Source organism: Thiohalorhabdus sp. Cl-TMA (genome assembly GCF_041821045.1).
GTDB lineage: Bacteria > Pseudomonadota > Gammaproteobacteria > Thiohalorhabdales > Thiohalorhabdaceae > Thiohalorhabdus > Thiohalorhabdus methylotropha.
In genome coordinates this window covers 313,831-326,366 of record NZ_JBGUAW010000001.1, presented here as the reverse complement: position 1 = coordinate 326,366, position 12,536 = coordinate 313,831, and the positions used below count along the sequence as shown (strand labels likewise).

Genomic DNA, 12,536 nt, shown 5'->3' with positions numbered 1-12,536 from the left:
AAGCACCTTGCCCCTTTGCCCGCTAGAGCAGGCGCCTACCGGGCTTCGCTTGGCAGTGTGATATGGAAGGCGGCGCCGGGGCCGGGCTCGTTGGCCCCCACCCACAACCTGCCTCCATGTTTCTGGACCACTGACCGGCAGATGGACAGTCCCAGACCCGTGCCTTCCTCCTTGGAGGTGAACAAGGGCCGGAAAATCTCCTCCTCAAGGCCGGGCGGGATCCCCGGGCCGTTATCCCGGACCACCACTTCCACCTCGCTGCCTCGGCGCCGGGTGGTGATGGCGACCCGGCCCTCGGCCCCCCGGTTCGACCGGACCGCATCCACGGCGTTATTCACCAAGTTCAGCAGGCACTCCTGCAAGGCGATGGGGTCGCCCGGCACATCGGCAAGGTCGGCGGCGAGGTCCAGCTTGAAGTGGCAGGGCGGCTCGGTGGTGGCCGGGCCACGCGCCGGGAGTACCGAGCGCAGCAGGGAGTTGATGTCCGTGGGCCGCAATTCAGGCCGTTCGCCACGCAGGTAGTGGCGGACATCGTCCACGATGCCGGAGGCCCGTTCCACCTGGCTCCGCATCTCGCGTAGGCCCCGCTCTAGCTCGCCGAGATCGGGGTGCTCCCGGCGCAAACGCTGCAGGGCCCCCTCCACGTAGGAACCGATGGCCGCCAGCGGCTGGTTGAGCTGATGGGCAAGGATGCGTCCCATCTCACCGACGGAGGATGCGCGACGCTGGCGTTCGCTCTCCAGCAGCTTGCGATCGGTCAGGTCGGAGAAGGTGGCCACGTAACGGGCCACCCGGCCTGACTGGTCGGGCACCGCCGTGATGGTCTGCCACTGGGGGTAATGGCTGCCGTCCTTGCGGCGGTTCCAGATCTCCCCCTCCCAATAGCCTTCTTGCTCCAGCTGCTTCCAGAGCGCCCGGTAGAACTCTTCGCCATGAAAGCGGGATTTCAGGAACCCGGGGGTCCCGCCCAACACCTCCTCGGGGCGGTAGCCGGTCACCTCGCAGAAGCCTTCGTTGACGCGCAGGATCCTTCCCAGGGCGTCGGTAATCATGACGGCGTTTCCGGCGCGAAACACCTGCGCCAGCAGCCGCAGCTCCTCGAGCAGCTCGCGGTTTTCGGTGACATCCTCCACCATCCCCAGAAACCAGGGCCTCTGCTGGTCGTTCCATCCGGGAAGGGTGGAGGCGGACAGCCGCCCCCACACCACTCGCCCGTCCCCGGTCAGGTAGCGCTTCTCCATGCCGTAGCTCTCGCGGCGCCCCGCCACCAGCTCCTCGAAGGCCTCGCGGTCGGCTTGCCGATCCTCCGGGTGGGTTACCTCCAGGAAGCTAGTACTCGTTAGCTCCTCGGCAGAGCGCCCCAGCATGCGCTCCAGTGCGGGGTTCACGCGCCATGGGTGCCCCTCCGGGTCCACCACGGCAATGCCGAGGGCGGCCCGCTCGAAAACGGCGCGGAACCGCTGTTCGCTGACCCGCAGGTCTTTCTCGGCCCGTTTTTGCTCGGTGATGTCCCGGTAGAACCAGGACCGCCCCCAGTAGCTACCCCGCTCATCCTGCACACCGCGGGAATGGCGCTCCAGGACCCGACCGTCCTTCAAGGTGATTTCCACCTGGGTCTCGGCCTCTTCCAAATGTTCATAGAGGCGTTTGATCTCCGCCCGGAACGGCTCCGGCTCGACCACTTGGTCGAGTACCCTCTGTACGGCGGCGCGGCCGTCTCCAGCGGCCATCACCTCCTCGGAGATTCCCCACATCTCCCGGAAACGCCGGTTCCAAGTCAGCATCCGATAGTGCCGGTCGGCAACCAGGATGCCATCGGGGGAGGTCTCCAGCTGGGCGTTCAACAGGGCGTTGGAATAGAGCAGCTGCTCTTCGGAATGAGCCTTAGGGTCCTTGCTTCGCACGGCAAACCTCTTCCGGGGGGCGAACCTGCAAATCCCTATTGGGAGTAATGCCTATTCCTTTAGAGAGTATTCCGGTGGAAAAAGGTTCACTCAGTAAGAGGGTCGGAAGAGTCTGCAGTAAGGCTTGCCAGCGAGGGTGAACGGAGATCCTAAAGGGGGGACTCCCTAGGGGATTGCCCAGACTTCACTCCACAGGAGCAAACGGAATGTCAAGGGCCGCGTGGATTCAGCACACGCGGGAGATTACGATTAAGGCTCTGTTTTTTAAGGATTTTTTCTGCACAGATTCTGGGCAGCCCCCCATACCCCCCGTCCAGCCGCCCTTTCCGCAACCTTCTTCCACAGAGTTTTCCACAGGCTGGGTGGAAAACTCCCATCGGAAAGGAGCCAGCCCCTAGGGGCTAGCGCTTCTCCAGGGCGAGCTCCTTGTTGGCCTTGTCCAGGGCGAGGAGAGCGCGGGCGATGTTCGCCCGGCATTCGGGATCGAACCGCAGCTCCAGCCGCTTCTCCAGGCCCGCCCGGCGATAGGCGGCGCGGAAGTCGGAGAACAGGGCGCGGATGACGAGGAGGTACTGGGACCAGCTGAACAGCAGCTCGGGATCCTCGTCCGCCTCGCCCACCGGCAGGGTATTGATGATGCGCTGGGCGAAGAGGCCGTAGTGCTGCGCGGGGTTGGTGAACAGGGGCGCCACGTGGGCGACGAAGTCATTGACCAGGTCCCGCGCCCGCGGGTCCTCGGCCAAATGCTCCCAAAGGCCGCTGCTGCCCTGCTCGGTGACGATCTCCTCGCAGATCTCCCGGGCCCGCTCCCGGCAGCCCTCCAGGAAGGCCGTCCCCGCCAGGTCCTCCAGCGCCCGGAACAGGCCCGGAAGGAGGCGGCGGGAGATGCGGGGCTCCTCCGGACTGGTAAGGCCCGGGGGCACTTCCTCCAGGAAGGCCTCGAACCGCCCCACCACGATGCGCTCGAACAGGAGCTGGCGGCGGTTGGTCAGCATGCCTTCGCTACCCATGGCCGAGAGGTAGGCGGGCCCCTTCAAGTGCCCGAGCTCCTCCAGGAAGGCATTGGTGATCCGGGCCAAGGCCTCCGGGTCCAGACGATGGTCGGGCTCCTGCATGGCCGCCGACACCAGGCGGTTGCGCAGCAGCTGCACGGCCTGCTCGGCGGTTCCGCAACTGGTCAGGGACGGGCAGTTGCTGGGGGGACAGAGCTGTCCGGAGGCATAGAAGGAGTGCGTCAAGGCGGCCTACCTGCCAGTGAGCGTGGAAGAATTTTGTCCGCGTCAACTATAACGCAAAAATTCTTCCCCTTGCCTCCCCCGCCCGGTCGCTAGGGCAGCACTCCCAGGGTTCGACCGACGCCACCGCGCCCGGTGGTGTAGAAGGTCTCCAGCACCCGGATCAGGGCCCCGTGGTCGAAGGTTCCCGCGCTCTCGCGCAGGGAGTGCATGGCCCACATGGGATTGCCCACGTCCACGGTGCGCAGGCCGAGCCGGGCGGCCATCATGGGTCCGATGGTGGAGCCGCAGGGCAGGTCGTTGCGGTGGATGTACTTCTGGCAGGGTATGCCCGTCTCCTCACAGAGGCGGGCGAAATAGGCCTCCCCCAGCTCGTCGGTGGCGTAGCGCTGGGCGGCGTTGATCTTGATCACCGGCCCCTCGTTGACCTTCACGGGATGCTGGGGCTCGTGATGGCTCGGGAAGTGCGGATGGGTGGCGTGCGCCATGTCCGCGGACAGCAGCCAGCTCCGCGCCAGGGCCGCGCGGTACTGGCCCTCGCTGAGCGACAGCTCCTCGGCGATGCGCGCCAGGATGCTCTCCAGGAAATTGCCCGCGGCCCCCTTGTAGGACTCGCTGCCCACCTCCTCGTGATCGAACAGCGCCGCCACGGCCACCCCGGCGTCGGCGGTCTCCTCGGGGAGGGCGGCCAGAGCCGCGTGACAGGAGGCCAGATTGTCGAGCTGACTGTTGGCGATGAACTCATTCTCCGGGCCCCAGAAGGCGCCGGCCTGGGTATCCGCCACCGCCAGCCCCCAGGAGACCAGCTCCTCGGGATCGGCGCCCGCCTGCTCCGCAAGGAGGCGCCGGAACTTCTGCTCCGGCGGCAGCTCCTCGGACAGGGCGCTCAGAAACAGGGGAAGCTGCTCCTGGTAGTCGAACTTCAGGCCCTCCCGGTTCACGTCTCGGTTCATGTGGATGGCCAGGTTGGGCAGGCGCAGCAGCGGCCGGTCGAAATGGACGAGCCGGGGCGAGACACCCGATTCCGCGTGCTCGTCGCGGACGAAAACCCGCCCGGCCAGGGTCAGATCGCGATCGGCGAAGGTTGCCAGGATGGGGCCGCCGTAGATCTCCGTGCCCAGCGCGGCGAGCGGGCCCTTGGCGTGGGCGGCGTTGGGCTTGACCCGGAAGCCGGGGGAGTCCGTGTGGGCGCCGACGATCCGGAACCCGGCGTCCTCCAGGGCGGCGTCGCCGATGCGGAAGGCGATGAGGCTGGAGTCGTCGCGGACCACGTAGTAGGCCCGCCCGGGATGCAGATCCCAGGTCTCCGCCTCCCGCAACCGCTGGAACCCGCGGCGGTCCAGGATTTCCATGGCGTTGGCCACGGCGTGCCACGGGCTGGGGCTGGCATCGATGTAGCCGAGGAGGTCCCGGGCGGTCTGGTGGCGATCCTGCTCGTTCATTCCCTGCGCCTTTTGCGGTGAAAGCCCCCATCCTACCCCACAATCCCCGGGGGCGAGGACCCGGGCCGGTGCCGACGCGCGCGGGCCCTTCCTTGCCTTGTACGGCACCGTTCGGGCCTTGGGAAGGGCCGCGGGTGCAGTTGCTCCCCGCAGCCCGTACAATTGGCGCCCTCCGGAACCGATGGAAGCCCATGCGCGTCGACGAATTCGATTTCCACCTCCCCGAGGACCACATCGCCCAGCACCCCGCCCGGCCGGCGGATGCCGCGCGGCTGCTCGAGGTGCGTCCGGACCGCTTCGGCGACCATGGGGTCCGCGACCTGCCGGGCCTGTTGCGACCGGGCGACCTGCTGGTGTTCAACGATACCCAGGTCATCCCGGCGCGCCTGGTGGGCCGCCGCGACGCGGTGCGCATCGAGCTGACCCTGCACAAGCCCCTGGCCGGACCGCGCTGGGCGGCCTTCGCCCGGCCCGCCAAGCGCCTCAAGACCGGCCAGACGGTGCGCTTCAGCGAGGATTTCACCGCCGAGGTCGCCGAGAAGCGCGAGGGCGGCGAGGTGGTGCTGGAATTCGACCGCGACGGGGCCGCCCTCATGGCGGCCCTGGAGACCCACGGCCACATGCCCCTGCCGCCCTACATCCGCGGCGGCGAGGACGAGGCGACCGACCGCGCCGACTACCAGACCCGCTTCGCCGCCAAGCCCGGGGCCGTGGCCGCCCCCACGGCGGCCCTGCATTTCACCGACCGGCTCATGGCCGAGCTGGAGGCCGCCGGCATCGCGTGGACCACCGTAACCCTGCACGTGGGGGCGGGGACCTTCCTGCCTGTGAAGGTGGAGGATACGGCGGAGCATGTCATGCACGCCGAGTACGGGGTGGTGGAGGCGGCCACCGCGGAGCGCATCAACGCGACGCGTCGGGCCGGCGGGCGGATCGTGCCGGTGGGCACCACGAGCCTGCGGCTGCTGGAGACCGCGGCGGGGGAGGACGGGGAGCTGCGGCCCTGGAGCGGCGAGACCGACATCTTCATCACCCCCGGCTACCGCTTCAAGCTGGCCGACCTCATGATCACCAACTTCCACCTGCCCAAGTCCACGCTGCTCATGCTGGTGGCCGCCTTCGCCGGCCTGGAGCGCATCAAGAGCGCCTACGCCCACGCCGTCGAGGCGGGGTACCGGTTCTATTCCTACGGCGACGCGTGCCTGCTGCACCCGGCCGGTGACTGAAAAGCCAAGGACGGCTAACGGCTAAAGACGGTGAAAAATGCCCAAACGTTGTAGGAGCGGCCTCCCGGCCGCTCCTACGGGACCCATTACCAACATTTGGCGATTCACACCGGAGTCGCCGTTTTTCGGATTTTTCAGGGATCTCCGTGACCGATACCCCCGACTTCCAATTCCACCTCCTCGCCACCGACGGCGCGGCCCGGCGCGGGCGGGTGCAAACCGGGCGCGGCCCCATCGACACCCCCGCCTTCATGCCGGTGGGCACCGGCGCCACGGTGAAGGGCATGCTTCCGGACCAGGTGGCAGCCACCGGCGCCCAGGTCCTGCTCGGCAACGCCTACCACCTCATGCTGCGCCCGGGCGCGGAGCGGGTGGCGGAGTTCGGCGGCCTGCACCGTTTCATGAACTGGGACGGCCCCATCCTCACCGATTCCGGGGGCTTCCAGGTGCTGTCGCTCAGCAACCTGCGCAAGCTGGACGAGAACGGCGTCACCTTCCGCAGCCACATCGACGGCAGCTACTGGGAGATGACTCCGGAGTCCTCGGTGGAGATCCAGCGCCTGCTCGACGCCGACATCACCATGGTCTTCGACGAGTGCCCGCCGTACCCCTGCGAGGCGGACGAGGCCAAGCAGTCCCTGGACCTCACCATGCGCTGGGCGGAGCGCTCCAAGACTGCTTTCGAAGAGCGGCCCGGCTACGGGCTGTTCGGCATCGTTCAGGGCGGCGTGCACGACCATCTGCGCGAGGAATCGGCGCGGCGGCTGGTGGAGCTGGGCTTCCACGGCTACGCCGTGGGCGGCCTGGCGGTGGGCGAGCCGGCGGAAGAGCGCAACCACACCCTGGAGGTGACCACCCCGGTCCTGCCGGCCGACAAGCCGCGCTACCTCATGGGAGTGGGCAAGCCGCTGGACCTGCTGGACGCGGTGGAGCGCGGCATCGACATGTTCGACTGCGTGCTGCCCACCCGCTCCGGCCGCCGCGGCCTGGCCTTCACCTGGGACGGGGACCGCAAGCTCACCAACGCCCGATATCGCGACGACCACGAGCCCCTGGACCCGAATTCAAGCTGCCCCGCCTCCCGCGACTACTCCAAGGGCTACCTGCACCACCTGTTCCGTTCCGGCGAGCTGCTGGGCTGGGTGCTGCTCACCTGGCATAACCTGCACTTCTACCAGGAGCTCATGGCCGCCATGCGGGCGGCCGTGGAGGAGGGACGATTTGAGGACTTCGCCGCCGCGCTCCGGGAGCGGCAGGCGAAGCCGAGGCAGCCCCGGGAATAGGGCCCGCCGCCACCATGGGGCCGGACGCCCTTCAGCGGTAGCGCCCTCCGGCCGCTCCCTCCCCATCTCCCCAAGCCGGCCACCCCACCGCGCGTCCCTACCCCATATGCTGAAGGCCACCCGGCGGACCGCTCGGGATGCACGCTTCCGCCCCAGCCCCCTCCCCTCACGGGAGTGCCGAATTTTCCGATCAAAACGTTCACGCAACTGCCCGGCGCGCAATTATCTTATGGAAGTGACCACGTACAAACCTGGATAAAAATAAAAATTTATTCGGAAATTTTATTGACGGGGGTCCCGGGCGGTGGTAGCTCTATGCACTCAAAACGTTCAAATCGTTCACATGCATAGCACAGGAGCCAGCCCATGGAACGGGTAAGTTTCGATCAGGCGGACGTGGACAACGCCCTCGCCAATATGGACGACCGCGACCTCGACAATCTGGCCTTCGGCGCCGTCCAGGTGGATGCCCAAGGCAAGATCCTCGCCTACAACGCGGCGGAGAGCGACATCACCGGGCGTCAGGCCGGGGACGTAATCGGCAAGAACTTCTTCGAGGAAGTGGCGCCGTGCACCAAGAGCCCCGAATTCCAGGGCAAATTCAAGGAAGGGGTGGAGAAGGGCGAGCTGGACGCCATGTTCGAGTACACCTTCGACTACAACATGCAGCCTACCAAGGTGAAGGTGCACATGAAGAAGGCGCTCGTCGGTGAATCCTTCTGGATCCTGGTGAAGCGGATCTGAATAGCGATACCGGGGCTCCGGCCCCGGCCTTTCATCGGAGGCACAGCATGCTTCTATCCGAATCCGCCCTGTTCCGCGTCCTGCGGGACCTGGTCACCAACGAGCTGCCGCACACCCACGCCACCGACGCCACGCCCCTGGATTCCGCCGCCTGGACTCTGGCCACCGCCCTCGACGGCGACCGGGTAGGCGCCGACTCCCTGGATCTCACCACCCTGGCCACGGCCGTCAATGAGCGCTTCCGTATTCACGAGGTGGGAATCGAGGACTTCCTGCTGCGCTACCGGACCCTGGGCGATTGGGTTGGTGTCGTTCGCGAGGCCCTCAAGGAGGGAACCAGCGGGATCGGTTTCCGCACCTCGGGGACCACCGGCCCCGCCAAGCTGATCACCCACCCGTGGGAGGCCATGGAAGCCGAGCTGCAGGCCCTCGTGCACCTCTTCCCGGAGGTCCGGCGGGTGGTGGCCCTGGCGCCGGCCCACCATATCTACGGCTTCCTCTATACCGCCGCCCTGCCCGACCGCTGGGGCGTTCCCGTGCTTGACGGCGAGGCGGCCTGGGCCACGGCCCACTCGGACCTCCAGGCCGGGGATCTGGTGGTTACCTTTCCCGAGCGGTGGCGCTACCTGGCCAGCGTCCATGAGCGCTTCCCCGCCGGGGTGCGCGGCGTCTGCTCCACCGCGCCGCTGCCGGAGGCGGTCTTCCAGACCCTGCTGGAACGGGGGCTCCATTCCCTGCTGGAGGTATACGGTGCCACCGAGACCGGCGGCGTGGGCTACCGCACCCGCCCCGGCGACTCCTACACCCTGCTTGCCCATTGGAACCCCGGTCCGGACGGGGGCCTCCTCCGCGACCGCGGGACCGAGGGCGCGGCGGAAGCCCGCCCCATGGACCACCTGCGCTGGACGGGCGCCCGAACCTTCATTCCCGAGGGCCGCGCCGACGGCGCCGTCCAGGTGGGCGGGACCAATGTCCATCCGGGGGAGATCGCCCGCCGGCTGCGCGAGCACGCCTGGGTGGCGGAGGCCACGGTCCGCCCCATGGCCCCGGAGGAGGGCCAGCGGCTCAAGGCGCACATCGTGCTCACCGGCGATGCCCCGGGCGAGGAGACCGCCCGCCCGGAGCTGCAGCGCTGGATCGACGGCGAGCTCCCGGCGCCGCAGCGTCCCCGCCTGCTGACCTTCGCCACGCGGACTGCCCCGGAGCCCACCGAACCATCCCCCCATCCGCCGCGGGAGGCCCCCAGTGGAGCTCCGGCCCGATAGCTGCCCGACGCCCGAGGACGTGGAGCGCCTCGCGCGCGGTGAGGAAGGGCTCACCCTCCACGCGGAGGCCCGGCACCGAGTCGCCGAAAGCCACCGCTTCGTGGGCCGCCTGCAGGCCGAGAACCGCCGCATCTACGGGCTGACCACGGGGTTCGGACCCCTGGCCGATACCCGGGTGGCGGGGCACCAGGACGGCCGTCACCAGAAGAACCTGATCTACCATCTGGCCACCGGCACGGGCCCAGCCCTGGCGCCGCCCACCGCCCGCGCGGTGCTGGCCACCCGGATCCTGAGCCTGGCCCGCGGCCACTCGGGCATCCGTCCGGAGGCCCTGGATCTTCTGGTGGCGGTGCTGAACGGCCATCTGGCGCCGGCCATCCCCGCCCGGGGCACCGTGGGCGCCAGCGGCGATCTGACACCGCTCTCCCACCTGGCCCTGGCGGTCATGGGGGAAGGGCAGATGGTGGGGCCGGAGGGCCCGGAGCCCGCGGACCGCGCCCTGGAAGCCGCCGGCCTGACGCCCCTGGTGCCCACCGGGCGGGACGCCCTGGCCCTGGTCAACGGCACCAGCGCCATGACCGGGATCGCCGCCCTGAACGCGGCGGAGGCGGCCCGCGCCGTGGAGCTGGCTGCCCTGCTGGCCGCCGTCAATGCCGAGGTGTTCGGTGCCCATGCGGGATTCCTCAACCCCGGGCTGGGGCAAGTCCGTCCCCACCCCGGCCAGGCCTGGGCGCACCGGGCCCTCGGCGCGCTGACCGCCGACAGCGGGCGGCTGCAGCCGGACCGTCAGCCCCCGCCGCCGCTGGAAGGCCTGCCGGAGGAGGGGGCGGGCGTCCTGCCCGGCCAGTCCCTGCCCCAGGACCCCTATACCATCCGCTGCGCGCCCCAGCTCCTCGGCGCGGTGCGCGACAGCCTGGACTTCCACGCGCAGACGGTGACGCGGGAGCTGCAGGCGGTCACCGACAACCCGGTCTTCGCCCACGAGGTGGAGGAGGTCTGGCACGGCGGCAATTTCTACGGCCAGCACGTTTCCTTCGCCTCGGATGCCCTGGCCAACGCCGCCATCAAGCTCGCCGTGCACGGCGAGCGGGTCGTCGCCCGGCTCACGGACCCGGTGCGGAACAACGACCTGCCAGCCTTTTTGCAGGGCGACGCAACCGGCCTGCAGAGCGGCTTCATGGGCGCCCAGGTCTCCGCTTCGGCGCTGGTGGCGGAGATGCGGAGCCTGGCCACCCCGGCCTCCATCCAGTCCATCCCCACCAACGCCGACAACCAGGACGTGGTCACCATGGGCACCATCGGCGCCCGGCAGGCGGCGGACCTCCTGGGCCTGTTGTTCGAGGTGCAGGCCATCCAGGCGCTGACGCTGACCCAGGCCATGGAGCTGACCGCCGAGCGCACGGGATGGGCCGACTTCTCCACCGCCGCCTGCGACCTGCACCGCCTGGTGCGCGGGCACGCCGCGCCGCTGCGGCGGGACCGCCCCCTCTCCGCCGAGATCACCCACCTGGCGTCGGTGCTCCGCGCGCCCCGGCGCCGGACCGATATCCTCGCCCCCATCCCCTAGACCCTTGCCGGCATCGCCCCCGCTCCGTAGCGTGGACCTATGGTCCCTCGCCACGGAGCGCGCTATGGAGGGCAACGCCCGCCTGCTGATCACCTGCACCGACCGCCCGGGGATCGTTGCGGCCGTATCGGGCTTCCTGACCCAGTACGGCGGCAACATCACCGAGCTCGATCAGCACACCACCGACCCCGACCGGGGCTCCTTCTTCATGCGCGTGGCCTTCCGGATCCGGGATGCGGAGCCGCCGGCCCATTGGCTGAAGACCGAGTTCCGCCAGGAGGTGGCCGAGCCCTTCGGCATGGACTGGCAGCTCTCCTTCACCACGGAGCACAAGCGCACGGCCATCCTGGTATCCCGGCCGAACCATGCCCTGCTGGAGCTTCTGTGGCGCTGGTCGCGCCGGGAGCTGCCAGCGGCGCTCACCGGCGTGATCAGCAACCACCCCGACCACCGCGAGCCGGTGGAGGGCTTCGGGCTGCCATACCGGCACATACCGATGGAGCAGGGCGGCCAGCAGGCCGCCGAGGCGGCCATGCTCGAGCAGCTGCGCGACTGGCGGGTGGATCTGGTGGTGCTGGCCCGCTACATGCGCATCCTTTCGCCGAGCTTCATCGCCCACTATCCCAGCCGCATCATCAACATCCACCATTCCTTCCTGCCCGCCTTCGCCGGCGCCGACCCCTACCGGCAGGCCTTCGAGCGCGGCGTGAAGCTCATCGGCGCCACCGCCCATTACGCCACCAGCGAGCTGGACGCCGGTCCGGTGATCGACCAGGACGTCATCCGCGTATCCCATCGCGACGACGTGGCCCACCTGCGGGAGCGCGGTCGCGAAGTGGAGCGCAGCGTCCTGGCCCGGGCGGTTCGCTGGCATCTGGAGGACCGCATCGCGGTTTGGGGCAACCGTACCGTGGTCTTCGGGACCTGAACCCCGCCCTCATCCCAATTGTTCAGCCCCGGACGACCTGCTAACTGCTTGGAGAGCTCTTGGCAATTCGGGAGGAATGCCCCATGGCACGGGCGCTGATTACCGGGGCGAGCGGCGACCTTGGGCGGACGCTCGCCGATCGCCTCCACGCGGCGGGCTGGCAATTGGCCCTTGCCACCCGGACCCCGGAGGCCATAGCCGACCACGCGTCGGCATGGGACGCCCAGCTCCTGCACGAGGATGTGGCCACCCCCGAGGGCGCCCAGGCCGCGGTGGCGAACGCCACCGATGGGGACGGACCGCCCCGGGCGCTGGCCCATTGCGCGGGCAGCCTGCTCACGCAGCCTTTTCATCGCACCGATGTCGCCACCTACCGGAACTGCCTGACGGCCAACCTGGACAGCGCTTTCTTCACCCTGCAGGCCTGGATAGCCGCCCTGCGCCAGGCCGGGGGCGGCGGGGCGGCGGTGCTGGTAAGCTCCACGGCGGTCGGTACGGGGGTGCCCAGCCACGAAGCCATGGCCGCGGCCAAGGGCGGGGTGGAAGGTTTGGTCCGCAGCGCGGCGGCGTCCTACGCCCGGAGCGGCATCCGGATCAACGCCATCGCGCCCGGCTTGATGCGCGGACCGGCCACCGAGCGCCTGTTCCGCTCGCCCCAGGCAGAGCAGGGTATCGCCGATCAATACCCCATGGGTCGCTACGGGACCTCCGCCGATGCCGCCGCGGCCATGGCCTGGCTCCTTTCCGGGGAAGCGAGCTGGATCACCGGGGAGGTGCTCGCCGTGGACGGCGGCTTTGGCAACCTGCGGACCCCGGCGGGCCGCTCCCGGTGAGGACCTTGCCGGGCCGTCCGCAGCCCCGTAGCGTGGGAAAAAGATATTCAGGGAGCGCTGCATGGCCGTCGTTCTCGCGCCCAAGCTAGCCTGGCCGCGGCAGGGAGCC

10 protein-coding genes are annotated in these 12,536 nt (G+C 69.0%); 7 read left to right on the top strand and 3 right to left on the bottom strand.

Annotated features, from left to right (window positions below):
• Positions 1-35: 35 nt before the first annotated feature.
• The 3 genes from ACERLL_RS01485 to ACERLL_RS01475 form a co-directional block, all read right to left on the bottom strand.
• The gene (locus ACERLL_RS01485) at positions 36-1,904 is read right to left on the bottom strand and encodes a PAS domain-containing sensor histidine kinase (RefSeq protein WP_373654283.1); all 1,869 of its coding nucleotides are present in this window, start codon (positions 1,902-1,904) and stop codon (positions 36-38) included.
• A 401-nt stretch (positions 1,905-2,305) separates the two neighbouring features.
• Positions 2,306-3,142: a hypothetical protein gene (locus tag ACERLL_RS01480; protein ID WP_373654282.1), complete on the bottom strand. Its 837-nt coding sequence runs from the start codon at positions 3,140-3,142 to the stop codon at positions 2,306-2,308.
• Between the two features lie 89 nt (positions 3,143-3,231).
• Positions 3,232-4,581: a M18 family aminopeptidase gene (locus tag ACERLL_RS01475; RefSeq protein WP_373654281.1), complete on the bottom strand. Its 1,350-nt coding sequence runs from the start codon at positions 4,579-4,581 to the stop codon at positions 3,232-3,234.
• A 191-nt stretch (positions 4,582-4,772) separates the two neighbouring features.
• Here ACERLL_RS01475 and queA point away from each other — a divergent pair, with 191 nt between their 5' ends.
• The 7 genes from queA to ACERLL_RS01440 all read left to right on the top strand — a co-directional run bounded on the left by queA (position 4,773) and on the right by ACERLL_RS01440 (position 12,427).
• Positions 4,773-5,807: a tRNA preQ1(34) S-adenosylmethionine ribosyltransferase-isomerase QueA gene (queA, locus tag ACERLL_RS01470; protein WP_373654280.1), complete on the top strand. Its 1,035-nt coding sequence runs from the start codon at positions 4,773-4,775 to the stop codon at positions 5,805-5,807.
• 140 nt (positions 5,808-5,947) lie between these two features.
• Positions 5,948-7,090 carry a tRNA guanosine(34) transglycosylase Tgt gene (gene tgt, locus ACERLL_RS01465; protein ID WP_373654410.1) on the top strand — a complete coding sequence of 381 codons (1,143 nt, stop codon included), beginning with the start codon at positions 5,948-5,950 and terminating at the stop codon, positions 7,088-7,090.
• 366 nt (positions 7,091-7,456) lie between these two features.
• Complete coding sequence (gene pyp, locus ACERLL_RS01460) at positions 7,457-7,834, top strand: photoactive yellow protein (RefSeq protein ID WP_373654279.1); 378 nt, start codon at positions 7,457-7,459, stop codon at positions 7,832-7,834.
• A 47-nt stretch (positions 7,835-7,881) separates the two neighbouring features.
• Positions 7,882-9,099 (top strand): AMP-binding protein, encoded by a 1,218-nt coding sequence (locus ACERLL_RS01455; protein WP_373654278.1) that lies wholly within the window; start codon positions 7,882-7,884, stop codon positions 9,097-9,099.
• On the top strand, positions 9,080-10,666 hold the full coding sequence (locus ACERLL_RS01450) for an HAL/PAL/TAL family ammonia-lyase (RefSeq protein ID WP_373654277.1): 1,587 nt from the start codon (positions 9,080-9,082) through the stop codon (positions 10,664-10,666). The genes ACERLL_RS01455 and ACERLL_RS01450 overlap by 20 nt, the downstream gene beginning before the upstream one ends.
• A gap of 64 nt (positions 10,667-10,730) precedes the next feature.
• Positions 10,731-11,594, top strand: a complete 864-nt coding sequence (gene purU, locus ACERLL_RS01445) for a formyltetrahydrofolate deformylase (RefSeq protein WP_373654276.1) — start codon at positions 10,731-10,733, stop codon at positions 11,592-11,594.
• 83 nt (positions 11,595-11,677) lie between these two features.
• Positions 11,678-12,427 carry an SDR family NAD(P)-dependent oxidoreductase gene (locus ACERLL_RS01440; protein WP_373654275.1) on the top strand — a complete coding sequence of 250 codons (750 nt, stop codon included), beginning with the start codon at positions 11,678-11,680 and terminating at the stop codon, positions 12,425-12,427.
• Positions 12,428-12,536: the final 109 nt, after the last annotated feature.